The sequence below is a fragment of the Micromonospora saelicesensis genome (assembly GCF_900091575.1).
GTDB classification, from domain to species: domain Bacteria; phylum Actinomycetota; class Actinomycetes; order Mycobacteriales; family Micromonosporaceae; genus Micromonospora; species Micromonospora saelicesensis.
In genome coordinates this window covers 565,519-588,921 of the sequence record NZ_FMCR01000005.1, presented here as the reverse complement: position 1 = coordinate 588,921, position 23,403 = coordinate 565,519, and the positions used below count along the sequence as shown (strand labels likewise).

At 69.4% G+C, this 23,403-nt stretch carries 22 protein-coding genes; 9 read left to right on the top strand and 13 right to left on the bottom strand.

The features are described 5' to 3' along the window. The first annotated feature begins 4 nt into the window (after positions 1 to 4). Entirely contained in the window at positions 5 to 589 is a 585-nt protein-coding gene (locus GA0070561_RS23850) for a response regulator transcription factor (RefSeq protein ID WP_091405145.1), read from the top strand. Between the two features lie 30 nt (positions 590 to 619). Here the strand turns inward: GA0070561_RS23850 and GA0070561_RS23845 are convergent, their stop codons facing one another. The 5 genes from GA0070561_RS23845 to GA0070561_RS23825 all read right to left on the bottom strand — a co-directional run bounded on the left by GA0070561_RS23845 (position 620) and on the right by GA0070561_RS23825 (position 7,575). Continuing rightward, a complete protein-coding gene (locus tag GA0070561_RS23845) occupies positions 620 to 2,395 on the bottom strand; it encodes an ATP-binding cassette domain-containing protein (RefSeq protein ID WP_091405142.1) in 1,776 nt (591 codons plus the stop codon). Beyond that, positions 2,392 to 4,119: an ABC transporter ATP-binding protein gene (locus GA0070561_RS23840; protein ID WP_091405139.1), complete on the bottom strand. Its 1,728-nt coding sequence runs from the start codon at positions 4,117 to 4,119 to the stop codon at positions 2,392 to 2,394. Before GA0070561_RS23840 ends, GA0070561_RS23845 begins: the two co-directional genes overlap by 4 nt. Positions 4,120 to 4,191: 72 nt before the next feature. Beyond that, positions 4,192 to 4,311, bottom strand: coding sequence for a SapB/AmfS family lanthipeptide (locus tag GA0070561_RS23835; protein WP_013734295.1), 120 nt, complete (start codon positions 4,309 to 4,311; stop codon positions 4,192 to 4,194). A gap of 5 nt (positions 4,312 to 4,316) precedes the next feature. Further along, positions 4,317 to 6,914 (bottom strand): class III lanthionine synthetase LanKC, encoded by a 2,598-nt coding sequence (gene lanKC / locus GA0070561_RS23830; protein ID WP_091405135.1) that lies wholly within the window; start codon positions 6,912 to 6,914, stop codon positions 4,317 to 4,319. Positions 6,915 to 7,047: 133 nt separating this feature from the next. Further along, positions 7,048 to 7,575, bottom strand: coding sequence for a carboxymuconolactone decarboxylase family protein (locus tag GA0070561_RS23825; RefSeq protein WP_181539485.1), 528 nt, complete (start codon positions 7,573 to 7,575; stop codon positions 7,048 to 7,050). Between the two features lie 486 nt (positions 7,576 to 8,061). On the opposite strand from GA0070561_RS23825, the gene GA0070561_RS23820 reads away from it, so the two are divergent. Together GA0070561_RS23820 and GA0070561_RS23815 are read left to right on the top strand one after the other, a co-directional pair. After that, positions 8,062 to 8,640, top strand: coding sequence for a hypothetical protein (locus GA0070561_RS23820; RefSeq protein WP_091405129.1), 579 nt, complete (start codon positions 8,062 to 8,064; stop codon positions 8,638 to 8,640). Between the two features lie 267 nt (positions 8,641 to 8,907). Then, on the top strand, positions 8,908 to 9,513 hold the full coding sequence (locus GA0070561_RS23815) for a lytic polysaccharide monooxygenase auxiliary activity family 9 protein (protein WP_091405127.1): 606 nt from the start codon (positions 8,908 to 8,910) through the stop codon (positions 9,511 to 9,513). Positions 9,514 to 9,592: 79 nt separating this feature from the next. Here GA0070561_RS23815 and GA0070561_RS23810 read toward each other — a convergent pair whose 3' ends face one another. From GA0070561_RS23810 to GA0070561_RS23785, 6 genes are all read right to left on the bottom strand, one after another. Further along, positions 9,593 to 9,952, bottom strand: coding sequence for a VOC family protein (locus tag GA0070561_RS23810; protein WP_244166406.1), 360 nt, complete (start codon positions 9,950 to 9,952; stop codon positions 9,593 to 9,595). Between the two features lie 89 nt (positions 9,953 to 10,041). Next, complete coding sequence (locus GA0070561_RS23805) at positions 10,042 to 10,581, bottom strand: GNAT family N-acetyltransferase (RefSeq protein ID WP_091405124.1); 540 nt, start codon at positions 10,579 to 10,581, stop codon at positions 10,042 to 10,044. Positions 10,582 to 10,661: 80 nt separating this feature from the next. Continuing rightward, positions 10,662 to 11,585 (bottom strand): serine hydrolase, encoded by a 924-nt coding sequence (locus tag GA0070561_RS23800; RefSeq protein WP_141710442.1) that lies wholly within the window; start codon positions 11,583 to 11,585, stop codon positions 10,662 to 10,664. Continuing rightward, positions 11,578 to 12,192 (bottom strand): hypothetical protein, encoded by a 615-nt coding sequence (locus tag GA0070561_RS23795; RefSeq protein WP_091405120.1) that lies wholly within the window; start codon positions 12,190 to 12,192, stop codon positions 11,578 to 11,580. Before GA0070561_RS23795 ends, GA0070561_RS23800 begins: the two co-directional genes overlap by 8 nt. A 232-nt stretch (positions 12,193 to 12,424) precedes the next feature. Then, positions 12,425 to 12,925: a SigE family RNA polymerase sigma factor gene (locus GA0070561_RS23790; RefSeq protein ID WP_091405117.1), complete on the bottom strand. Its 501-nt coding sequence runs from the start codon at positions 12,923 to 12,925 to the stop codon at positions 12,425 to 12,427. Next, positions 12,918 to 13,796, bottom strand: a complete 879-nt coding sequence (locus GA0070561_RS23785) for a hypothetical protein (protein ID WP_091405114.1) — start codon at positions 13,794 to 13,796, stop codon at positions 12,918 to 12,920. Before GA0070561_RS23785 ends, GA0070561_RS23790 begins: the two co-directional genes overlap by 8 nt. Positions 13,797 to 14,105: 309 nt before the next feature. On the opposite strand from GA0070561_RS23785, the gene GA0070561_RS23780 reads away from it, so the two are divergent. The 3 genes from GA0070561_RS23780 to GA0070561_RS23770 all read left to right on the top strand — a co-directional run bounded on the left by GA0070561_RS23780 (position 14,106) and on the right by GA0070561_RS23770 (position 19,598). Next, positions 14,106 to 15,089, top strand: coding sequence for a GNAT family N-acetyltransferase (locus GA0070561_RS23780; RefSeq protein ID WP_091405110.1), 984 nt, complete (start codon positions 14,106 to 14,108; stop codon positions 15,087 to 15,089). Between the two features lie 697 nt (positions 15,090 to 15,786). After that, positions 15,787 to 18,126 carry a non-reducing end alpha-L-arabinofuranosidase family hydrolase gene (locus GA0070561_RS23775; protein ID WP_244166418.1) on the top strand — a complete coding sequence of 780 codons (2,340 nt, stop codon included), beginning with the start codon at positions 15,787 to 15,789 and terminating at the stop codon, positions 18,124 to 18,126. A gap of 140 nt (positions 18,127 to 18,266) precedes the next feature. Next, positions 18,267 to 19,598, top strand: a complete 1,332-nt coding sequence (locus GA0070561_RS23770) for a poly(ethylene terephthalate) hydrolase family protein (protein WP_244166405.1) — start codon at positions 18,267 to 18,269, stop codon at positions 19,596 to 19,598. A gap of 114 nt (positions 19,599 to 19,712) precedes the next feature. Here the strand turns inward: GA0070561_RS23770 and GA0070561_RS23765 are convergent, their stop codons facing one another. Both GA0070561_RS23765 and GA0070561_RS23760 read right to left on the bottom strand, forming a co-directional pair. Continuing rightward, positions 19,713 to 20,198 (bottom strand): hypothetical protein, encoded by a 486-nt coding sequence (locus GA0070561_RS23765; protein WP_091405103.1) that lies wholly within the window; start codon positions 20,196 to 20,198, stop codon positions 19,713 to 19,715. Beyond that, the gene (locus GA0070561_RS23760) at positions 20,195 to 20,962 is read right to left on the bottom strand and encodes an SDR family oxidoreductase (protein ID WP_091405099.1); all 768 of its coding nucleotides are present in this window, start codon (positions 20,960 to 20,962) and stop codon (positions 20,195 to 20,197) included. Before GA0070561_RS23760 ends, GA0070561_RS23765 begins: the two co-directional genes overlap by 4 nt. A 608-nt stretch (positions 20,963 to 21,570) precedes the next feature. Between GA0070561_RS23760 and GA0070561_RS23755 the strand changes: the two genes are divergently transcribed. From GA0070561_RS23755 to GA0070561_RS23745, 3 genes are all read left to right on the top strand, one after another. Continuing rightward, positions 21,571 to 22,005, top strand: a complete 435-nt coding sequence (locus tag GA0070561_RS23755; protein ID WP_091405095.1) for a hypothetical protein — start codon at positions 21,571 to 21,573, stop codon at positions 22,003 to 22,005. A 29-nt stretch (positions 22,006 to 22,034) separates the two neighbouring features. Further along, on the top strand, positions 22,035 to 22,334 hold the full coding sequence (locus tag GA0070561_RS23750; RefSeq protein ID WP_091405091.1) for a sigma-70 family RNA polymerase sigma factor family protein: 300 nt from the start codon (positions 22,035 to 22,037) through the stop codon (positions 22,332 to 22,334). Between the two features lie 111 nt (positions 22,335 to 22,445). After that, on the top strand, positions 22,446 to 23,330 hold the full coding sequence (locus tag GA0070561_RS23745) for an RNA polymerase sigma-70 factor (protein ID WP_091405088.1): 885 nt from the start codon (positions 22,446 to 22,448) through the stop codon (positions 23,328 to 23,330). The last annotated feature ends 73 nt before the right edge of the window (positions 23,331 to 23,403 follow it).

The window sequence follows — 23,403 nt, the reverse complement described above, 5'->3', positions numbered from 1 at the left end:
CATCGTGATCCGTACCCTGCTCGCCTTGGACGGCGCCCTGGTTCTGGGCGCGCTGTCGTTCGTCCTCGCCGCCGAGGAGGACATCCGTGTCGTGGCGGAGGTGGATCGCGGCGACGCGGTCCCCGCGGCCGTCCACGCTCAACGCCCCGACGTGGTGGTGGCCGACCTCGATCTCGTCGAGCAGGTCGATCCCGACCGCCTCGGCCGGTGCCCCGTCCTGGTGCTGGCCCACCCGCATCGGGCCCGGCGGCTGCGAGGCATGCTCTGCCCGACCAGGGCCGTCGGCATCCTGCGCAGTGACGCCGCCCCCCAGCGGGTCATCGACGGGATCCGCCGGCTCGCCCGCCGGGAGCCCGTGCTCGACGCGGATCTCGTCGTCGCGGCGCTGCACTCGGACGGCCCACTGACCAGCCGCGAGACGGAGGTGCTGAGGCTGACGGCAGCGGGTGCGCCGGTCGCGGAGGTGGCGGTGTCGCTCGGGCTCACCCGTGGCACCGTCCGCAACCATCTCGGGCGGATCGCCCGCAAGGTGGGTGCGCGTACCCGGGTGGAGGCCGTGCGGATGGCCGGCGAGGCGGGCTGGATCTGACGGGCGCCGTCGGCGCCGATGTGGCGGGGTTCAGCCCTGCCGCGCCGACGCCGCCGGGGACGGCACCACCGAGTCGTCCCAGCAGCCGACGAGCACCCGGTAGGTGGCCGAGCGGGCCATCAACTGTTCGTGCGTCCCCACCACGGGCTCGTCGCCGTCGAGGACCAGCACCCGACCGGCCCGCAGGGCGGAACTGATCCGGTGCGCGATTACCACGAGGGTGCCGGGCCGCCGGGCGAAGGCGGCCTCGACCGTCGCTTCCAGCACCGGGTCCAGGTGGCAGGTCGCCTCGTCGAGGATCACCAGCGGGGCGGGTGCCAGCCAGGCCCGGACCGCCGCGATGAGCTGCCGCTCGCCGGCGGAGAGCAGGGCCGGCGCGACCGGCGCGCCCAGGCCGCCCAGGCGGGTCGCCAGGGGACGCGCGCCGAGCGCGTCGAGGGCGACCTCCAGCGTGTCATCGTCGGCGTCCGGCCGGAGGTAGCGGAGGTTGTCGGCGAGACTGCCGGTGAAGACGTACGCCTCCTGGGGCACCAGCACTCGCATCCGGACGAGAACGGTCGGCTCCACCTCGGCGACCCTCGTGCCGGCCAGGTGGACCGTGCCTGCCTGCGGCGGCACCAGACCGGCCATCAGGGCGGCCAGTGTGGACTTGCCCGCACCGCTCGGGCCCACCACTGCGAGATGGTCCCGGTCGGCCAGTGTCAGCGAGAAGTTCTGCAGGACGGGCCGGGCGCGCGGGCCGTAGCCGAAGGTCAGTCCCCGGACCTCGAGGGCTGGCGGGCGATCGGCAGTACCGGGTGGCCGGCAGCGGGGCATCCGGGCGGCGAGGGCTGACGGGCGCTGGTCGTCGGAGACCGGATAGGTGCGCAGGATGTTCTCCAGGGTGACCGCGTAGCGGAGCCCGCCGCCGCCGAGGCCCTGCACCAGGGTGTGCAGGGCGGGTTGCAGCCCGGTGGAGACGTAGATCAGTGCGCCCAGCACCGCGCCGGCGGTGAGACCCCGCTCGACCAGCCACGGGGCGGTCACCATCAGCACCAGCAGTGGCAGCCAGCCGCCGATGCCGAGGCTGAGGCTGCGGATCGCCGCCATCCGGGCGAGCATGCGTTCGGCGGCGGCCTGCGCCGCCACCCAGCCTGCCACCTCCGCCGTCACGCGTGTCTGTGCGCCGCAGGCCAGCACGTCGCGGTGACCGGCCAGCGCGGTCGCCGCCGACTGGCCGAGCTGTTCGCCGGCCCGGACGTAGGCGCGCTGGTGCGTGACCATCGCCGGCAACGCGGCGAGAAAGACGACCAGACCGGCGAGCAGCGGCGCGACCGCCAGCGCCGCCACCACCGGCGCCAGGGCGAGCAGGCCGAGCAGGGCCGCGCCAGCGGAGAAGAGGAAACCGCGGGTCACCATCAGCAGACCGGCGAAGGTGTCGCGGACGATCTCCATCTGGTGGGTCAGCCGGGTCACGGCGGCGCTGTCCGGACGGCCACCCACCCTGGTGGCGTCGCGTAGCGCGCCCCGGATCACCTGAGCGGCCACCTCGTCGCGGAACGGCTCGACCACGGCGGCGAGGCTCCGGTACGTCCGACCGGTGGCCGCCGCGCCGACCAGTACGGCCACGGCGAGGACCCCCAACCAGGCCAGGCCGTTGAGCAGACGTCCGGCCAGAAAGCCCTCGTCGACGGCGCGGGCGACCAGGTAGCCGGCGAGCAGCGCGGGCAGCGACTCGACAAGCGACCAGCCGCCGAGCCCGGCGAGTTCCCGCCGCCGGGCCCGCAGCGCCCGCCAGGTCACTCGGCGTACGCCGGGACGGCTCACGACCCACCGCCGGCCGGCTGGAAGACGGCACGGTAGTCCGGGTCGGCCCACAGTTGCCGGTGCGGTGCCAGGCCGCGCAGCCGACCGCCGTCCAGCCAGGCGACGAGGTCGGCCGCCGCGGCCGCCGCGGTCCGGTGGGTGACCACCAGTCGGGTACGCCCCCCGGCGCGCCCGAGAACAGCCTCGGTGATCCGGTGTTCGGTCGCGGTGTCGAGGCTGGACGTCGCGTCGTCCAGGATGAGCAGCCGTTCGGCGGCGAACGCGCGGGCCAGGCCGAGGCGTTGGGTCTCGCCCCCGGACAGCGGTGTGTCCACCAGCGGGGTGCGGTAACCGCCGGGCAGACGTTCGATCACGTCGGCGACCGCCGCCGTCCGGGCCGCCCGCAGTACCGCCGGGGTGGCCGGGCTCCGATCGGTCGGCGGTGCCGCCGAGTCGATCGGCAGCGCCAAGCCGATCGCGTCGTGGACGGTCGCGCCGATCAGCACCGGCCGGTCGAAGGCGTAGCCGACGGCCCGGCGCAGCGCCACCGTGTCGAGGTCCCGCAGCGGTACCCCGTCCAGTCGCACCTCACCGCGGTCGGGGTCGTACAACCGTCCCGCCACGGCGGCCAGGGTCGACTTGCCGGCACCGGACCCTCCGACGACGGCCACTGTCGCGCCGGCCGGCACGTCCAGGTCGACGCCGTCCAGGATGGGCCGGCCGTCGTCGGCGTGCACGCACACCCCGCGCAGTCGCAGGGCGCCGCCGCCGGGTGGAAGAGGCCGATCGCCTGCCGGCGTGGCGGGCTGCGTCAGCAGCTCGGCGACCCGGTGTGCTCCCGCGCGGCTGCGGACCAGGTGGTTCAGGGTGGCCAGCACCGCACCGAGCCCGGCGCCCATGGCCGCGTACCGGACCGCGGCGACCAGTTCGCCCGGTGTGAGCCAGCCGGCGGTCAGGGCGTACCCGCCGACCGCTATGACGCTCAGGTTCAGCAGCGGCGCCACGGCCGAGGTGCGCGCACTCGCCCGGGCCAGCAGTCCCCAGGTACGCCGGCCGTGCCGGTCCAGCTCCGGTAGGGCCGCCAGCACCCGGTCCTCCTCGCGGCGGGTGGTGCCGGCGGCGGCGATGGTCCGGGCGCCGGTCAGCGACTCCAACAGCCGGCCGGCGATGGTGCCGAGCACCCGCTGGTACCCGGCGGTCGCGGCCGAGGCGTCGGCCACGAAGGCGCGCATGAGGACGGCGAGCAGGCCGAGACCGGCGAGCAGGGTGAGACCGAGGACCGGTTCCATGATGGCGAGCGCGACGACGCTGCCCAGCGGCGGAAGCACCGCCACGACGGCCAGGACCACGGCGTTGCCGGCCTGTCCCGCGTCGGCGGCCTGGCCGACCAACCGGCCGACGAGGTCACCCACCGGGTGCCGGCGGGTGGCGCGGACGTCCACGGCGAACAGGTGACGCAGTAGCCGCCGGCGCAGCGCGGCGGTGGCGCGCGCCGCACCGAAGCCGCTGGCGAGATCCGTCAGGGTGTCGACGCAGATGAGGACGACGACCAGGGCACAGGCGGACACCGCCCACCAGGCGGAGCCGCCGTCGAGGGCGGCGTCGACGGCGCGGCCGAGGGCCGCGGGGAGCAACAGTTCGGCGGCCGCGCCGAGCAGCGCGACCGCCGCGAGTCCGGCCGTCCAGCCGCCGCCCGCCAGGACCGTCTGCCGCAGCAGCCTGTCCCCCACGGCGAACGTCGGCATCGGTCCTCCCGTTGGTACGCGGTTGCCCTGGGTGGGTACGTCTACCCACCCAGGGCCCCACGTGTGCGTGGATCAGTTGCAGGTCGTGACGGAGAGCGAGCTGTCGCCGCAGAGCAGCAGGCTCGCCCGGCTACCGCCACCGGTGCGGTCGGCCGGAGCCATCTCCAGGCCCTGGAGGTCCAGAAGTGCCATGTCGTTCACCTCCCTTCCTTCCGTTCGCCGATCGGGTCGCCCCCGCTGTCGCGAGGGAGTCTGTCCGCGCCCGGCAGGGGCGCGAGAAAGGGCAGCGCCGGCGGTTGGTCGTGCTGCGCGCTGGCCAGCGCGTACAGCACGCCGGCGGTGCCGGTGCCAAAGTCCATGGAGAGCCTCAGCAACTGCTCACCGGGGAATGCGGTCCCCTCCCGGTACGGCAGCGCGTGCCAGGCCAGCCGATCCACCTGCGCGCGAAGTTCGCGGCGGTCGGTGTCGTCGGTCGAGGCGGCGAGGTAGGCGATGATGCCGGCCCGGCCGGCGAAGAGCCCGGACTGTGCGTAGAACGGTGAGCGCGCCGCGCGGCGCACCCCGGCGCTCGCCTCGGCGAACCGGTCGTCGGCCCGGTGGCGCAGGTACTGGTCGAGGACCAGCCCGATACCGACACTGCCGTGCGCCAGGTAGGGCATGGTGCGCCAGCCCTCATTGACCTCCAGGGCACCGTCCGGGCGCAGCACACACCGGCGCAGATCCTGACGCAGCGCCGTGGCGGCGTGCCCCAACAGCTCGTCGTCGCCGCTGAGCTCGTAGAGCCGCAACAGCATCAGCGCCGGTCCGGTCCGGCCCCGCAACAGCCCGGCGTACGGGTTACGTCCGCCGCTGACGTCCGGGCCCGGGTCGTCGGCCAGCTGCCCGATCACACGCTCGGCGGCCCGCCACGCGGCGTCGCGCAACGACACCTCCCCGGTGCGCGCGGCCAACTCGGCCAGGTTGAGCGCGATCCCGGACAGTCCGCTGGCCAGGCTGTGGTCGAGCCCGTCCAGGGGTTCCCGCAGGCAGATGTCGAGAACGTCCAGCGCGTCCTGCCGGCGTCCGAGGTGAACGAGCGCGTACGCGACGCCATGCAGCCCGTCGTAGAAGCCGCAGCGGGTGCCGGACGGGGGCGCTGTCGCCCGCCGCACGAGCCAGTCTTCGTGCTCGGGCCACCGACCGGCACCGCTCTTGTCGAGCGCGTACAGCACGCCCGCCGCCCCGTGGGCGAGGTTGAGGCCGCCGCTGCGGAACTGCTCGATGTCACCGGGAAAGAGCCGGTCGTCGCGCTCGGGGGTGGCGCTGGCCACGATCGCCGTCGTCAGCCGGTCCCGCGTGGTGCGCCAGTCATCCGCGTCGAGATTCCCTCGCGGTTGCGCGGTGACGTGCGGCGCACCGGTGATCTCCTCGACCGCCGGATCGAGGAAGGACCTCGGCACCGGGAAGTTCGCGGCGATGATGTCGGCCAGGTGAGTGACCTTCTCCGGGGCGAGCCGGACCAGCTGGGTCAGTGGCAGGAACAGCGCCAACCGCAGGCACGCAAGGGCGTACCGGTCGACCGCCGGCCCACTACGGTCCCTCGGTGCCGCGAAGCCCTGGTTGCGCAGCCCGGGTCGGCGGTGCCCGGCGATCGGGGCGGCCACTTCGAAGTCGACAAGGGCGACCCGGTCGTCCGGCCGGATCATGATGTTGAACAGGTGCAGGTCCCCGTAGACCAGGCCGCGCTCGTGGATCGCCGCCACGACGGATTCGACCTGCTCGTAGGTCTGGCGGGCCCATCGGGCGTACGCCGCCCGGTCGCCGTCGGTCGCGTCGGCGTCGATCAGCGGGTACCGGTCGACCAGCACCTTGTTCAGCGGTCGGCCCTCGATGAACTCGAGCGCGAGGAACCGGTGCTCGCCGAGGACGAACTCGTCGTGCACCCGGGGCACCTGCGGCAGGTCGGCGAGTTGCCGCAGGGCCTGCGCCTCGCGGGCCAGCCGGGCGACGGCGTCGGTGCCGTCGGCGTCCAGGCCGGCGTGCGGTCGGGCCTCCTTCAGCACCACCTCGGTGTCGGTACGCAGGTCCCTGCCCACGTACAGGCCGCCGCCGTTCGAGAAGTGGATCACCCGCTCGATCCGGTACGGCACCTGGTCCGTGCTGGTGCCGCTCCGGGCGGCCAGGTGCGAGCCGAGGAAGTCGGGCAGGGTGACCCAGGACGGTACGTGAAAGACGGGCTCCCGGCGGTCCGGCACCAGCGTGCCGGAGTCGTCCTCGATCGCCGGCACCACCTGGCCGTCGGGCGAGTGGCAGTAGCGGGCGGCGAAGCCGCCGTAGCGCACGTAGACCGGGCCGGCGCCGTAGCGGAGGTCACTGAGGATGTACGGCCCGGTCTCGCCGGTCAGCAGTTCGTCGAGCTCCTTGCAGGCCAGCTCCAGCTCCGCGTCGTCGCGCGGATAGACAGTGATGAACTTGCCGCTGGCGGCCCGGGCGGCGTACTTGGAATTGCGCAGCAGCAGCGTGCGCGGCCCGCGCAGGAACTTGAAGGACAGGCCGCGGGGGACGCAGTAGTTCCAGACCGCGTCCAGCACCCGCTCGGCGTTCGCCAGACCGGCCGACACATGAATCTTCCAGCCCTGCTGCGGCAGCGAGCCGCCGTCGGGCGCGTAGATCAGCCAGTCGTCGAGCGGCTCACGGCGCCAGCCGGTCGGCGTCGGCCGGTCGGCGGCCGGGAAGACGGGCTGTGCGACGGCGCTGCCGAGCGAGTCGTAGAACAGCCGATCCGCGGCGCAGTAGCTGTCGTAGCGTTCGTCCACCGTCCCGCCGCCCCTCGAACTCGGCCGGCTGTTGTTCCGGCGTTGAATCGAGTCTCATCGACGGGACGTGGTGGGCTCCAGTGCGCTTAGTCACGACGTTCGATGCGGGGTGCACAGGTACTCATGACATTAGTCAGGGCCGCGCACCGTAAACGGCGGCGCCCATCGGCTTGTCGACTTCCAGGTCCGTTACCGCGGCGACCCGGGCGATCATCATGTACTGCCCGATCACCATCAGGAGTTCGACCACCTCGCGCGGGGAGAGCAGGCCGGTCAGTGCGGCGGTGGTGTCGTCGGGCGGGCGGACGTCGCGGACGACTTCGGTCGTGAAACGCAGGACGATCTGCTGGTCTGACGTGAAACAGTCGTCCCCGATCTCGTCGCGCCCGAGCGCGTGGATCATCTCGTCCGTGGCGCCGACGGAGCGGGCGATGGGCTCGTGCTGAGCCCACTCATATGCGACGTCACTCAACTGGGCAACTCGCAGGATCGCGATTTCGCGCAGCAGCGGGTCGAGGGCCAGGTCCTTGAGCAGCGTGCCGCCCCAGCGCATCCAGTCCGGAAACGCCGTCTCGGCGTGGGCCATGACGCGGAAGAAGTTCAGGGGAAGCGCGGCCTGCAGCGCCTCGCGGACCGGCGCCGGGGCGTCGGCGGGGTTCACGTACGGCAAGCGACTCATGTTTCCCCTTACAAGCGGCAAATCGGGTGCAACAGACCATATCCAATCCCGATTGCGCTCGCCGCAGATCTGTTCCGGGGGCCGGCGGCGGTGCGGCGATGAGCACCCGCGTACGACGAAGGTGCGGGTGGGCCGGTCCGAAACCACGCTGATGCTCGTCGATGTTGCCAAAGCCGATCCAGACGTGTTGGAATGGCTCATATCGCCGCAGCGCGGGGGCAACCGCGCTGGGAACGGCCAGCACGGGAGCATCGCAGCGCCGGCAGCGCGTCGCCTTGGCGGACGCTCGCCTGGCGGATCGCCGGGCCACCTCTACGACGACGGGCGCCTTGCCGGGCAGTCGTTCCCGCCCGCCGTAGGTAACCCCCGGCACGTGTCCCCGACGGCTGACGCGCTCGACGCCTGACCCGCCGGGGCGTCCGATTCGGCCTGCCAGCACCAGAACCGGCGACGAGGTGAGAAGCAATCATGATTTCCCGAGAGAACTTCGCGGGTTGGTACCGGAACCGCTTCGTGTGGGTGGCGGTGATCGTGCTGGTGGCGTCGGCCGGCGCGGTCGTACTGGTCAACCGGGCCGATCCGGAGGCGAAGCCGGCGGATCTGCAGTCGCAGATCATCGCCCGGATGCGTACCACGCTCGAACAGGCGGACCCGGGACAGCACAACCACGCCGGACACGGGGCCCAGCAGACGGCCAGCACGGCGAAGCCGGCAGTGATCTGCGGGGTCCGCGTCTACGGCTACGAGCCGACCGAGGCCACCGTGCTCGCCGACGTGCGGACGGTCTACGGCTTCCACCTCTGCGGGGTCGCCGAACAGAAGCGCCCGTGGGACGTGGCGGTCAAACTGGCCGGTCCCGTGATCATGGACATGTCCACCGAGCCTCCGGGCATCCAGGTTGTCGAGGCGACCGCCGAGGTCATGTTCACCGACCGGGTGCGGCAGATGCTCCCGCCCAAGTACGCGGAGCTGGCGCTCAAGGAGGCGCTGACCGAGTCGGAGATGGCCGACCAGCGCCGCCGATACGACGCCGCAGCGGACCTGTGACCATGCCGGGCAGCCGGTGGCGCGGTCGTTACCCGCACCCGCCTCCGAACCGGGCGGCTGCGGACACCCCGGTCAGCTCGATCCACATCCGACCATAGATCGATAAACATTGATATCTGGACCGATAGATGCAACAGTTGGTTTGGGAGCGTTCCCATTCTGATCTGTAGTCCCGAGAGCGGAGGATGAACAGTGCGTTCACTCAAGTCCGATCGATCCGGCGGACGGTCCCGGTCACCAGTCCGTCGGTCCCTGCGAGCATTCGTCATGGTGTTCGCCATCGTGGCCGGCATGCTGCCCTTCACCGGGGCAGCCCAGGCCCACGGCACCATCATCAACCCGATGAGTCGCGCCTACCAGTGCTGGAAGACCTGGGGCAACCAGCACATGAACCCCGCCATGCAGCAGCAAGACCCCATGTGTTGGCGGGCGTTCCAGGCAAACCCCGACACCATGTGGAACTGGATGAGCCAGTTGCGGGACGGTCTCGGCGGCCAGTACCAGGCTCGCACCCCGGACGGGCAGCTGTGCAGCAACGCCCTGTCCAGGAACGACAGTGTGAACCAGCCCGGGGCGTGGAAGACGACCACCGTCAGCCGCAACCTCACGGTCCAGCTGTACGACCAGGCCAGCCACGGCGCTGACTACTTCCAGGTCTACGTCACCAAGCAGGGGTTCAACCCATCCACCCAGAAGCTCGGGTGGGGCAACCTCGACCTGATCACGACGACCGGGCGCTACGCGCCGGCGCAGAACATCTCGTTCAACGTCTCGCTCCCGTCGCGCAGCGGAAACCACATCCTGTTCGTGCTCTGGCGGGCGTCGCACCTGGACCAGACCTACATGTGGTGCAGCGACATCAACGTCACCTGATCGGCAGTACCAGCAACTGCGACGCTGATCCGGCTCAGGGCTTTGACGCCCTGAGCCGGATCGGTCCTTCCGTCGGAGGTCACACGTCCGCTTCGAGAGCGAAGGTGTTGCCGTCCGGGTCCTGGAACCATGCGATACGTCCACCGCCGGCCCGCGCGGTGATCCCCCTGTCGTCGTGCTCGAACTGCTCGTAGCGAACGAACTCGACGCCGGACGAAGCGAGCTCGTCGACGATCTGGTCGAGATCCTCGACGTACCACGTCGCCACCGTCGCCGAGGTCTTCCCGGCGGTGACCGACTGGTACACGTTCAGCGCCGGACCGCCACCGGAGCCATAGACGCGGCTGCCGTCGGCGATGGTGGCGCTGGGGCCGGACCGCAGCGCCCGCAGACCCAGCACCCCTTCGTAGAAGGCCACGGCCTTCCGAATGTCGGACACGGCGACCGAGGCTCTGAGATGGTACGTACTCAAGGGCATGAACCACTCTGGCAGGTGCTCGACGAATCGGGGCGCCGAATCGGAGACCGTCACGTCCGCGCGCTGCGGGAGATGCGATACAGCACATTCGGACGCAATGCCCCTTCGGGTTCGGTGGGATCGTCGAAGTCGTCGGCCGGGTTCCGGGTCATGCCGATCCGGCGCATCACCGCCTGGGAACGAAGGTTGGTGGCCGTTGTGACAGCGAGGATCTCGGGAAGCTCAAGAGCGCCGAAGCCGTGGGCCAGGACGGTCAGCGCCCCCTCGGTGGCGTAGCCCTGGCCCCAGGCCGAGCGGGCGAGCCGCCAGCCGATCTCCACTCCTGTGAACGGCATGTCGTCGTCCACGTCATCCAAGCCCGCGAACCCGATGAACTCGCCCGTGGCCTGCACCTCAACCGCCCACCACCCGTAGCCTCGCTGGTCGAAATCGGCCTGGAACCGCGACACGGAGGCATCGCTCTGTTCGCGGGTGAGCAGGTCGCCCAAGTGCTCCCGGACCTCGGGGTCGGCATTCATGGCCGCCCACGGTTCAAGGTCGGAGTCACGCCATCGGCGCAGGACGAGGCGATCCGTACGTAGTTCAGCCATGCTGACCAGCCAACGTGAGCCCTGGCCCCTGGGCAATCTCTTTTCGTCCGCACCACGGTCGGCCTGCCCGGCGCCCGGGCCTACCCCTGCGGAGGGCCGTCGCTCGCAGTGGCGGCGCGTAGCTCCTTGAGCACGTACGTGGCGGCCTTCTCGACGACGCGGATGCCCTCTTTCTGGCTCACGTGATGGTCGGAGAGCACGGCGATCAGCCAGTCATGACGGGTCTCGACGATGCGTCCGATGCTGTTGACCAACCAGCGGCCGCCGTCGACATCAGCGGTGTCCCAGCCGTTCTTGACGTACTCGGAACGACTGCCCGGCTCCCGCGCGGCGGTGACTCCCCATCGCTGCTCGGGGGTCACCTTCTTCATGAGGCCCATGATGAAGGTACGGTCCTGCGGGGTCAGCGGTCCCGTCGGTGACGTCAGCGCGGTCAGCAGACGGAGCTGGTCCGCGACAGTGGTCGTGGTGAGTCCCCAGTGCGAGTTGGGCTTCGTCTCACGCAGACCGAGCGCGCGGTTCGCGGCGTTGAGGCCGCGCGAGCCCCCGATCCGCTGCCACAGGGCGACCGCCGCGTCGTTGTCACTGGACACGATCATGGCCTCGGCCAACCGTCGGGTTTCAGAACCCAGGGCCTTGCCCGGCGGGTTCTGACGCAGCAGAAGAGCCGCGAGGATGTTGACCTTGACGATGCTGGCGGTCTCGAACCGTTTGGCACCGACCGTCACCGCAGCCGTTCCTTGTCGATCCAGTGCCGCGACCGCCAGGTGGCCGTCGTACCGTTGCACGTAGGCCTTGATGCGCGTTCTCGCCTGGTCGATCCGGTCGATGGCCGGCGTCGTGGGGATCGGACTGGCAGGGGAAGAACCGTGCGACGGTCCGGCTCCGTCGCCGTCGCGACCGCGCGTGGCACCGAAGGCGGCCGTCGCGACGCCGGCCAGCGACATGGTGACCGCGGAGACGACCCAGCGTCGCGGCAGCTGCCGCCCTTTCCCCTCAGCCAAGGCGGGCCACCGCCCTCGCCGCGATCGAGTCCACCACGGCCTGACTGCCCGGATCGGGCAGGCGGACCGTCGAGACCGTCTCGCCTCGTTTCACCATCACGAAGTACGTGACGGTGTTCGGGGTGTCCACATGCGCGATGCGACCTCGAACGAGCATGCCGGTGCCCTCCAGATAGTGCGGATCGACGACGTCGAACGAAACCTGCGACCCGAGGACCGGGTAGGTCGCGCACCGTAGGAGGACGCGACGGACGTCATCGACGTTCCGCTCGGCCCATCCAGGCTCGTACGTCTCCACGACGTGGTGGGCCGACGATGAGCCGTCAGACAGCCGGTAGGAGCGCTCCACGGCAGCGCGCCGATGCGACTTGGCCGGGTAGTCGCTGCTCTTGTAGTTCGGGCAGCTGTCCTGCTCCCACGGCCAGGAAGCCAGGCCGGTTCGCGCGTCGTCCGCATGCCAGTCCGCTCCCAGCTCGCCCGCTCCCAGCAGCGGGCTCGGATCGCCCCGTTCCGCGTTCGCGGTGTGTCGCTCGTCGGGGCCGACACCGGACTCCTCCCGATGGCACCCCGCGGCCATCACCAACAACGCCGACAGGACCGCCGGCACGATGGCGACCGAACCTCGGCCTCTGCCGCGAATCCGGCCTCGGCTCGTCCTGCTGCTCGATACGGACACCGAAAACCTCCCCCAGACGCAAATACTTGCCACCCCCAGGTGGCGCCTCAGCCGACGACGCGTGGCGGCACGTTCGTCGCCGCCGCAACACCGACGCGGCGGTTGCCGGCCGGCGGCCCCACACCACCGGGACCCGCCACATCCCGGCGGCAGACGGGACCGGTCAATGGCGTTCCTCGGCGAACAGCTCGGAACGGGTCTCGCCGAGCAACTCGCGCAGGCGGTTGAGGGAGCGCATGCTCTGGCTCTTGACGACGGCGGTGGAGACGCCCACAACCTCGGCGGTCGTCTCCACGCTCAGGTCGTCCCAGTAGCGCAGGACGATGATCGCCCGGTCCCGCAACGGCAAGGTGGCGACCGCCTCCAGCAACGTCATGCGCAGCTCGGCGGGATGTTCCTCGCCCCGCTCCGGCGGCGCCGACATCGCCAACTCGCGGCTGGAGCGGCGTCGCTGCTGGTCGATCATGCAGCGCAGCAGTATCTTGCGGGCGTACGCGTGGGGGTCGTCGGCCCGGCGGACCCGCCTCCAGTTGGCGTACACCTTGGCCAGCGTCGTCTGGGTGAGGTCCTGGGCGAGATGCCAGTCGCGGCACATGAGGAACGCGGCGTCACGCAGCCGGCCAACGGTCGCCTGCGCGAACTCCACGAAGTCTTCGTCAGCCATTCGACCGGTCCAGCGTCGGGAACCTCTTGGCACCGTTGAGGACGAACTCGGCCGGCAGTTCCGTCCCCCAGATCGGGTTGCCGGCGATCTCGGTCGCCTCCTTCACGGAGAGGACGGGCGGTGCCGGCACGGTTCCCTTGGCGTCCCAGAACAGACAGGTGGAGATCATCAGATCGACCTGGAGGCCGCCGCGGTGGTGCACGGTGACCATCTGGTTCTGCACGCAGTTGTCGGGTACTTCGGTCAGCTCCACCGTCCCCGGGACCGGGTTGCCACCGAGGTTGTCCCGGTAGATGGAGAGACGCAGCATGCCCGGTCCATCGCCTCGGTCCAGGTAGAGCTGGACGTACGGCATGCCGGGGCCCGCCCCGCTGCTCTCCAGGCTCGCATAACCGCTGGTCTTCCCCTTGGGCAGCAACCGGGTCAGCAGTTCCAGGGCGCCCTGCGGTGTGGTGGTCAGCAGTTCACCGTCCGGCCCCGCCCCGATCCTCACGGTGTCGATCACCGTGGTCGAGCGAGCCGGCGGCGCTGGCCGACGGGGGTCCCCGCCGGTGCCCGACTCCAACCCGCCCGGGGCGCCATCGGACGACCCAGCCGGGGATGGCGTGGCGGTGTCGATCGACCCACCCGGCGAACCGACGTTCATCCCGCCAGGCTGACCGGCGTCATCCGCACCGACGCCGAGCGGCCCGGCGGCCAGGCCGATCACGAGCAGCATCGCCAACGCCGATCCGCCGGCGCCGAACTGCGCCAGGCGGCGCCGGCGGCGCAGCCGACGGCCCTGCACCACCGACTGCTGGACCAGGTCACCCAGCGGCGGGGCGGGATGTTGGGCCAGGTCGTCCCTGAAACGCCCACGCACGTCGCCCATGTCCTTACGCCTCCTCGGCCGACCGCCCGCAGTGGCGATCCGTCACTGACCTGACGGGTTGACCCGCCGATTTGGTTACCGAGTTTTGGCACGAATTTTCAGCCACTCGAGTCGTCGTAACCCGGTGTTTTCAGTGCGTGTGGGTCGAGGCACAACCTGCGGAGCGTCCTAGGAGGTTAGGTTCGTCAACGTGGAGGCTGATCGAAGGCCGCGGTATTCGGGCAGCTCAGAAATCTGGATGCTCGACGCTCTCCGGCGATCCGGCGTGCGATTGACCTTCGTCGAATCAGGTCCATAAGATGACCATCGATGAGGATCGCGGATTGGAGTCGCGCCACGCCAGCCGACGCGGCAGCGCTGGCAGCACTCTTCCAGCGCGCCGAGGCGGTCGCCCCTGTCGGCATGGAGCAGCGCGCTGAGGACGTCCGGAATCGACTGGCCACTCTCGGGCCAGACAGTGCCGGACGCACCCGGGTTGGCCGCGATGACACCGGCAGCGTCGCCGCATACGGTGAGGTCGCCGACATGGGAACAGCGGACGACGTTCTCCGCATCCGCCTGACCAACGTGCTTCATCCCGACATTGCCGACGACGTCCGTGCAGAGCTGCACCACTGGCTCATCGACCAGGCGAAGCAGTTACGGGACAGCCGAGGCTCGGCGCGGGCCATCCTCGGCATCCGGTGTGCCGAGAACGACCGGGCCGGCCGCGAGCTGCTGATCAGTGGCGGCTTCGCGCTGGCCCGTCACGAACGGGACCTCGTCCTGGCGGTGCCTGATGAGCCGCCGGCGCCCGCGCTACCGCCCGGTCTGGTGCTGACACCTGTCGACGAGCGCTACGACGAACTGGCCCGGCTGGCCCACAATGAGGCCTACGCCGACAGCCCGACAGCGGTTCGACCAGACCGGCGCACCTGGCCGCAGCACGCGACCGGACATCCGCGCTTCCTGCCCGACCTCTCCTGCCTGGTGCTCGCCGAGGCCGACCGAAGCGACAACCCGGTGGCCGCCTTCCTCTTCGCGCTCGCCGACGGCAGCACCGACACGCCGACGGCGGTTCTGCACTGTCTGGGCACCCGAGCACCCTGGCGCCGCAGTGGCTTGGCCACAGCGATGATCTCGCAAGTCCTGCACCGTGCGCGCTCAGCCGGCGTCAGACGACTACGACTCAAGGTCACCGACAGCAATCACTCCGCTCTGGCGCTCTACCGGAAACTGGGTTTTGTGGAGTCGGGGCAAGGGTTCGCGGTGCTGATGCGGCAGCTCACCCCCGAGGCCGACGAGCAGCCGTAAGCCCAACGGTTCGTCGACTCGCGCTCTGCGCCGCGTACGCGGAATGTTCCGCGATCTGCCACAGCGCGTGGAGCCCGGCAATGCGTACGTCCATCTTGTCGCTTCCGAGCTGGTCCACCGTCCGGGCGGAAGCGGTCGGTCAGAGGCGCGAGGCCCCGCACCACCGCGTGACGCGGGTCGACCAGCCACTGTGCGCGGCGACTCCAACCCCTACCGCTCGGATCCGTAACAGGTCCGAAACTACCGGTTGAAAACTCTGGAATTTTCTGCCAGCCTGAGAGCCATCGACAAGTGTGAACGTTAACAAGATCCGTTAGCACTGGAGGCGCTCCACGCGACCGTCGGGCCCACCCACCCGCCAGGTGACCACATCCACCACCGAGAGAGCCCAACGCCCGCAACCACCCCCGACGGGCGACCGGGCCTACCTGCCACCGCCCTTCACCCGCTGGCCAGATAGCCCGAACAACTCGCATCCGGGCTGGTGCCCGACGTGATCCCGGCCCGCTCGGGCGGACTCGACATCGTGCCCGCCACCATCCGAGCGGGGCCTCCAAATGGAACAGCGACAGGAATCTCTTACCCCCACCACAGGAGGATCAGCATGGTTCCCCGGACCCGTCCCATCGGGCGCACCCGACTGCGAACGCTCACTCTTTCCGGAACAGCCGCGATAATTCTGACCCTGATCGTGTCGCTGCTACCCAATCTGGCCCAGGCCGCCGAGACGACCCTCGGTGCCGCCGCAGCCCAGTCCGGCCGGTACTTCGGTGCCGCCGTGGCCGCCAACAAACTCAACGACAGCGCCTACACGACGATCCTGAACCGCGAGTTCAACGCCATCACTCCCGAGAACGAAATGAAGATCGACGCGACCGAGCCGCAGCAGAACAACTTCACCTTCAGCAACGCGGACCGGATCGTGAACCACGCCATCTCCCGGGGTTGGAAGGTCCGGGGCCACACCCTGGCCTGGTACTCGCAGCAGCCGGGCTGGATGCAGAGCATGGAGGGCACCGCGCTGCGCAACGCGATGCTGAACCACGTCACCCGAGTGGCCACCTACTACCGCGGCAAGATCTACTCGTGGGACGTGGTGAACGAGGCGTTCGAGGACGGCAACAGCGGCGCCCGCCGCAACTCGAACCTGCAGCGCACCGGCAACGACTGGATCGAGGCGGCGTTCCGCGCCGCCGACGCGGCCGACCCGAACGCGAAGCTCTGCTACAACGACTACAACACCGACAACTGGACCTGGGCCAAGACGCAGGCCGTGTACAACATGGTGCGCGACTTCAAGTCTCGTGGGGTGCCGATCGACTGCGTCGGGTTCCAGTCGCACTTCAACGCCAACTCGCCGTACAACAGCAACTACCGCACCACGCTGTCCAGCTTCGCCGCCCTCGGGGTGGACGTGCAGATCACCGAGCTGGACATCGAGGGATCCGGCACGACGCAGGCCAACACCTACCGCAGTGTGGTCAACGACTGCCTTGCCGTGGCTCGCTGCAACGGGCTCACCGTGTGGGGGGTGCGGGACTGCGACTCGTGGCGCTCCAGCGGCACTCCCCTGCTCTTCGAGTGCAACGGCAACAAGAAGGCCGCTTACACCTCCACCCTGGAGGCGCTGAACAGCGCGGGCCCCACCAACCCGCCCACCGACCCACCCACCAACCCGCCCACCAACCCGCCCGGCTCCGCCAGCGAGATCGTCGGCACGCAGTCGGGCCGGTGTGTCGACGTGCCCAACGCCTCGACCAGCAACGGCACCCGGGTGCAGCTCTACGACTGCAACAAGCAGACCAACCAGGCCTGGACCTACACCTCGGGCAAACAGCTGCAGGTGTACGGGAACATGTGCCTCGACGCGGCCGGGACCGGCAACGGTGCGGCGGTGCAGATCTACAGCTGCCACAGCCAGACCAACCAACAGTGGAACGTCAACTCCAACGGCACCATCAGCAACGTCCAGTCCGGACGATGCCTGGACGCTTGGAGCACCACCAACGGGGCCCAGATCCAGCTCTACGACTGCCACGGACAGACCAACCAGCAGTTCCGACTCGCCGCCCTGGGCGGCGGCTCCACCCCGACGCCGACCCCGACGACGCCGCCGCCGACCGGCGGCACGTGTGACCTTCCCTCGTCGTACCGCTGGTCGTCGTCGGGTGCGCTGGCGCAGCCGAGGTCGGGGTGGGTGTCGCTGAAGGACTTCACCGTCGCGCCGTACAACGGCCAGCAGCTCGTCTACGCCACCACCCACGACACCGGCACCACGTGGGGCTCGATGAACTTCGGCCTCTTCAGCAACTACTCGCAGATGGGCTCGGCCAGCCAGAACGCGATGAACTCGGCGACCGTCGCGCCGTCGTTGTTCTACTTTGCGCCGCGCAACATCTGGGTGCTGGCCTACCAGTGGGGCGGCACGGCGTTCTCGTACCGGACCTCGAGTGACCCGACAAACCCGAACGGTTGGTCCGGGGCGCAGACGCTGTTCACCGGAAGCATCTCCAACTCCAGCACCGGCCCGATCGACCAGGCGGTCATCGGTGACGACCAGAACATGTACCTGTTCTTCGCCGGCGACAACGGGAGGATCTACCGGGCCAGCATGCCCATCGGGAACTTCCCGGGCAGCTTCGGCTCCAACTACACGACCATCATGACCGACACGACGAACAACCTCTTCGAGGCCGTTCAGGTCTACAAGCTCCAGGGCCTGAACAAGTACCTGATGATCGTCGAGGCGATCGGTTCGCAGGGCCGGTACTTCCGTTCGTTCACGGCCACCAGCCTCGGTGGTACGTGGACGCCGCAGGCGACGTCCGAGAGCAACCCCTTCGCCGGCAAGGCGAACAGCGGCGCCACCTGGACCAACGACATCAGTCACGGCGAACTGATCCGCAGCAACGCCGATCAGACCATGACCGTTGACGCCTGCAACCTGCAACTGCTCTACCAGGGGCGCTCCCCCAGCTCCGGCGGCGACTACGGCCTCCTGCCGTACCGGCCGGGTCTGCTGACGCTCCAACGCTGACGACCGGACATCGCCGGGGCGGGCAGGCTCGGCACCACACCGAGCCCGTCCGCCCCGCACCCATCCACCACCAGGAGGTAGCGATAGTGCGAGGACACGGACACCACCCCCCACCCTCGGGGAATTCCCACACCGACCGAGTGTCCCCCCGTTTTCGGGGACGGCTGTTCAAGCTCGCCGCGGCCGGGATCGCCGCCGCAGTCGGGTTGTTCACCATCACCGTGGCGACCGGGTCGGCGTCGGCCGCCGACAACCCGTACCAGCGGGGCCCGGACCCCACCCGGACCAGCGTCACCGCCGTGAACGGCCCCTTCGCCAACACGTCGGTCAGCGTCCCGACCGGGTACGGCTTCAACGGCGGCAGGATCTACTACCCGACCGACACCAGCCAGGGCACCTTCGGTGCCATCGCGATCTCGCCGGGTTACACAGCGTTGTTCTCCGCCGAGCTGGCCTGGATGGGACCGTGGCTGGCATCCCACGGCTTCGTCGTGATCGGCATCGAGACCAACAGCCGCAACGACTTCGACACGGCCCGAGGCACCCAGTTGCTCGCCGCACTGGACTACCTCACACAGCAGAGCCCCGTACGCGACCGGGTCGACCCCAACCGGTTGGCGGTCGCCGGTCACTCGATGGGCGGCGGTGGCGCGCTGAGTGCGGCCACCCGACGCTCGTCGTTGAAGGCAGTGGTCGGCATCGCGCCGTACTCGCCGTCGTCGAACCTGGCCAACGACCGCGTGCCCACCATGATCTTCTCTGGGCAGGCGGACACGGTGGTCACCCCGTCCTACGCCACCGGCCTGTACAACAGCCTCCCGGCCACGACGGAGAGCGTCTACGTGGAGGTCGCCGGCGCCGATCACGGCTTCATGGTCGGACGGTCGAACCCGGTGATGGTCCGGACCATGCTGCCGTTCGTCAAGATGTTCATCGACAACGACACCCGGTACAGCCAGTTCCTCTGCCCCCTGCTGGACTCCAGCGGCGTGGTCACCTACCGCAGCACCTGCCCGTTGCTGCCCTCGACGCCGACCCCCACCGATCCGCCGACCCCCACCGATCCGCCGACAGTTCCACCCGGCTCCGCCTCCGAGATCGTCGGCACGCAGTCCGGTCGGTGCGTCGACGTACCCAACGCCTCACGTACCAACGGCACCCGCGTCCAGCTCTACGGCTGCAACAAACAAACCAACCAGGCCTGGACCTACACCTCGAACAAACAACTCCAGGTGTACGGGAACATGTGCCTCGACGCGGCAGGCACCGCCAACGGTGCGGCGGTGCAGATCTACAGCTGCCACAACCAGACCAACCAACAGTGGAACGTCAACTCCAACGGCACCATCAGCAACGTCCAGTCCGGACGATGCCTGGACGCCTGGAGCACCACCAACGGAGCCCAGATCCAGCTCTACGACTGCCACGGACAAACCAACCAGCAGTTCAGGCTCGCCGCCCTCGCGCGTTGATCACGACCGACTCCGCGCAGCACCTGTTCGAGGGTGTGCGGATCGACCAGCGGCAGGGCGAGATCCAGCTCGTCTGAAACGGGCGGACCCGGCGTCGCGCCGGGTCCGCCCGCATCACGTGGCCGGAGGGCGGCGACGCCTGGCGTCCCGGACGAGCGTCAGGGCGATGACGAGAAGGCCGAGCAGGGCGACACCGGCATTGGCCGTTGTGAGGAACACCTTCTCGCCACCGGTGGCGTGGTGGAGGTGGGTCAGGTGGAAGAAGAAGTGGGGTATGGCGAAGGTGGAGAATGCCGCCGCGGCGGGGATGGTGAATGCGGCTCGAGGTGCCACGAGCGCGATGCCGAGGACGACGGCCAGGCCGAGGGTGGCCCCGCCGAAGTCTCGCGCGTAGTGCTCGCTGAACGGCGGGGTGAGGGTGACGGTCGGGAAGTTGTCGTAGAAGCTTTCGGGGAAGACCTGGTTCCAGAACCCGACAACGAGTTCGTCGAGGAAGAGGACGGCCAGGGCGATCCGGATCAACGCGGTCAGCGCGGTGTCCCGCCCGTCTGTTGACGTTGCCTGCGGTGCGGCGGGGGTGGGTGATCGGCCTTCGGTCATCGGCTCCGCCCGGCGTCGTTCTGCGCTGCCGGGCTGGCCAGCCACTGGTCGAAGGTCTGTGTGCCCCGCGGACCGGGGCCGGTGGGCAGCAGGCCGTGTCCGGCCATGGCTCGACCGGTCGCTCCCGGAAGGCGGACGGGCAGGACAAGGCGGTGACTCCCACGGGTGCGTAGCAGGCGGCGGGCCATGTCCGACATGCGCAACTGTTGCGGGCCGGCGATGTCGGGCGCCCGGCCGGCCGGGTCTGCCAGGGCGAGGTCGACGAGACAGTTGGCGACCTCGTGGGCCGCGATCGGCTGCATGAGCATCTGGGGCACCACTGCGATCGGACCGGGAATGGTGGCGAGCATCTGCGCGGCCAACTCGTAGAACTGCGTCGAGCGGAGCACCGTCGCGGGAACCGCACCGTCCAGGACGAGCTTCTCCTGGCGTCGTTTGCCCGCGTAGTAACCCCAGTTCACCCGGTCGGCACCGACGACCGACAGCGCGACGTGGTGCCGAACCCCGACGCGCTGGCCTGCGGCAAGCAGGTTGGTTGTCGCCGTACCAAAGAAGTTCTCCGATTTCTTGCGGTTGATCGTCGACACGTTGCTGACGTCGATCACGACCGGTACGCCGGTCAGCGCCTCGTCCAGCCCGGAACCGCGGATCAGGTCTGCTCCCGTGGAGCGGGCGAGTATGACCGGCTCGTGGCCGGCGGCCCGTACGGCGTTGACGACGAGACGTCCAACCCCGCCGGTGCCGCCAGCTACCGCGATACGCACCGAGCTACCTCCCGATCTGTGTTCGCCGTAACGCCGCGATGGCGCGTAGCCCGGACCGGGGGCCGGGGTGAAAGGGGGATGAACCGCTGTGATGTCACTGTTGGTTCTACCTCTCCGAGACTTCTCGTCCAGGAATAGACTGCGCAGATAGCCCTAAAGGGTGGAACGCTCATCTGTATCGGTGCGCTTGCTGGCGGCATAGACACCGCGTGAGAGCGCCGTGCGCGAACGCGGGCGCGGGCGTGACCGCCAGCTGGAAACCGGCAGCAAGCGCGACCGTGACGATCAATCTGACGCGACGACAAGTGCGAGGCGCCCGACCGGTGTCTGACGTGTCCGTCACGCGCGCCGCAACGCTTCTCTTCATGGTGTGCTCCCCTCCGCCGCGAACGACCGCGACGTCTGCGAACTGGACCGAGCGGCCCCGCGATTCGTGACAGCAGAGGTCGCGGCCGGGGTCGTGTGTCACGAATCGGAGCCCTGCTCGGTCCGTACCTGGTGACACTCGCCCACCACCGGCGGGCTCCTGAGATGTCCAGCCACGTCGGCTGGCGTGTCAAGGACGACACCGCGGACGCCGAGCCGGTACAGCGCAAGGAGCGACGATCATGACCGCCATCATCCGCATCGCACTGGCGATCTTGTTTCTCGACAATTTCGTGGTCGGAGCCTGGAACGCGATCTGGCCGGCCAGCTTCTACGCGAACTTCCCGACAGTGGATCTCACGCCGCCGTTCAGCGAGCACTATGCGCGGGACTTCGGTACTGCGTCACTGGCGATCGCCCTGGTGCTGGGCATCGCGGCGGTCAAACCCAAGGCCCACTTCGTCATCCCTGCCGCAGCCGCCTATTCGGTCTTCGCGCTGCCGCATTTCTTCTATCACCTCACCAACATGCAGGGGGCGACCGTAGGTGAGGCGATCCTCCTCACCACCGCAAACGCGGCCGTGGCGCTCATCGGCCTGGTGATCATCTTGCTGACGGCGCTGCGCGACCGTTCGGCGGCTCGGCGCGACCTCGCCCCGGCTCGGGCCGCCCACTGAACCTGCTGCGTCAACCACTGGGAGAGCCGATGGTTCCCGAACCCCTCCGGCCACTTCGGTCAAACGCGCTACCCAGCGCGTTCTGCGTCGCCGTCGCCGAACGACGCCTCCTCAAGAACCTCGCGTACCACCTGCTCGGTTCAGTCGACGCCGCCGAACACGCGGTACAAACCACGTACACCGTCTGGTACACGATGCCGAACGACAAACAGGATGGCGTCGACAGTCCCTTTACCTGGCTCGTCGGCATGCTCGTGCAGATCTGTATCGGTCTGCTCGAATCGTCGCCGACCCAAGCCGCTGGCCATAACGCCGCTCACGTGCTGTAGTACGGCCCCGCAGGGGTACCTGTGTGACTGGTGCTCGACAGACAGCAGCGATATCGGCGGCAGTTCGAACTCACCTGCACATTCAGGGATGGAAGCGACGAGGCGGCGGCCATGGTAGGGCGAGGAAAAGACGGGGCACTCGTCGACGCGTTAGCGGCGTTCGACGCGGTCCGTCCGCGGCTCTTCGGCATCGCCTACCGGATGCTCGGCAGCGTCGCGGAGGCGGAGGACATCGTGCAGGAAGCCTGGCTCCGGTGGCAGCAGACCGAACGCAGCCAGGTACGGGACCCGATCGGGTTCCTGGTCACGACGACTTCTCGGCTCGCTCTGAACGCCGCGACGTCGGCTCGCGCCCGCCGGGAGCTGTATCCCGGACCGTGGCTACCCGAGCCCGTCGACACCGCCGCCGACCCGACACTCCAGGCCGAACGCAACGAGTCACTCGAACTCGCCGTGCTACTCCTGTTGGAACGGCTCACCCCGGCCGAGCGGGCGGTGTACGTGCTGCGGGAGGCGTTCGACTACCCGTTCCGACGGATCGGTGAGGTGCTCGACGTCAGCGAGGCATACGCACGACAGCTCGGCCACCGCGCCCGCACGCACCTTGCCCAGCAGCGGCGCGAACCGGTCGGCCACGCCGACCGCGACCGCCTGTTGCATGCCTTTCTCGCCGCAGCCCGCTCCGGTGAGCTGACCCAGCTCGAGGAACTGCTCGCCGAAACAGCCATCTCCTACGCCGACGGCGGCGGCGCCGTCCGGGCCGCCCAGCTGCCCGTCGTCGGACGTGACAACGTCGCGCGTTACGTCCTGGGCCTGATCCGGAAGTTCGGCCGCGACCTCTCGCCGGAGATCGTCGAATCCAACGGCCAAGCCGCGATCCTCGTCTCGCGGCCCGGGACAACCGTCGCTCTGGTCACCATCGACGCCTCACCCGCCGGGATCGAACGAGTGTTGATCATCCTCAACCCGCAGAAGCTAGCCCAGTTCCAGCGGTGACCGTCGGCAACGGCGCCTGGTTCGTCGACGGCACGTGAGTCGAGGTCGATGGTCTGGCGCCTGAGTCGTCGCC

What these genes read in the sequence shown, in the direction of transcription:
- GA0070561_RS23840 (WP_091405139.1), bottom strand. Translation starts at nt 4,119, where the DNA reads ATGCCGACGTTCGCCGTGGGGGACAGGCTGCTGCGGCAGACGGTCCTG.
- GA0070561_RS23835 (WP_013734295.1), bottom strand. Translation starts at nt 4,311, where the DNA reads ATGGCACTTCTGGACCTCCAGGGCCTGGAGATGGCTCCGGCCGACCGC.
- GA0070561_RS23820 (WP_091405129.1), top strand. Translation starts at nt 8,062, where the DNA reads ATGATTTCCCGAGAGAACTTCGCGGGTTGGTACCGGAACCGCTTCGTG.
- GA0070561_RS23815 (WP_091405127.1), top strand. Translation starts at nt 8,908, where the DNA reads ATGGTGTTCGCCATCGTGGCCGGCATGCTGCCCTTCACCGGGGCAGCC.
- GA0070561_RS23805 (WP_091405124.1), bottom strand. Translation starts at nt 10,581, where the DNA reads ATGGCTGAACTACGTACGGATCGCCTCGTCCTGCGCCGATGGCGTGAC.
- GA0070561_RS23790 (WP_091405117.1), bottom strand. Translation starts at nt 12,925, where the DNA reads ATGGCTGACGAAGACTTCGTGGAGTTCGCGCAGGCGACCGTTGGCCGG.
- GA0070561_RS23785 (WP_091405114.1), bottom strand. Translation starts at nt 13,796, where the DNA reads ATGGGCGACGTGCGTGGGCGTTTCAGGGACGACCTGGCCCAACATCCC.
- GA0070561_RS23780 (WP_091405110.1), top strand. Translation starts at nt 14,106, where the DNA reads ATGAGGATCGCGGATTGGAGTCGCGCCACGCCAGCCGACGCGGCAGCG.
- GA0070561_RS23765 (WP_091405103.1), bottom strand. Translation starts at nt 20,198, where the DNA reads ATGACCGAAGGCCGATCACCCACCCCCGCCGCACCGCAGGCAACGTCA.
- GA0070561_RS23755 (WP_091405095.1), top strand. Translation starts at nt 21,571, where the DNA reads ATGACCGCCATCATCCGCATCGCACTGGCGATCTTGTTTCTCGACAAT.
- GA0070561_RS23750 (WP_091405091.1), top strand. Translation starts at nt 22,035, where the DNA reads ATGGTTCCCGAACCCCTCCGGCCACTTCGGTCAAACGCGCTACCCAGC.
- GA0070561_RS23745 (WP_091405088.1), top strand. Translation starts at nt 22,446, where the DNA reads ATGGTAGGGCGAGGAAAAGACGGGGCACTCGTCGACGCGTTAGCGGCG.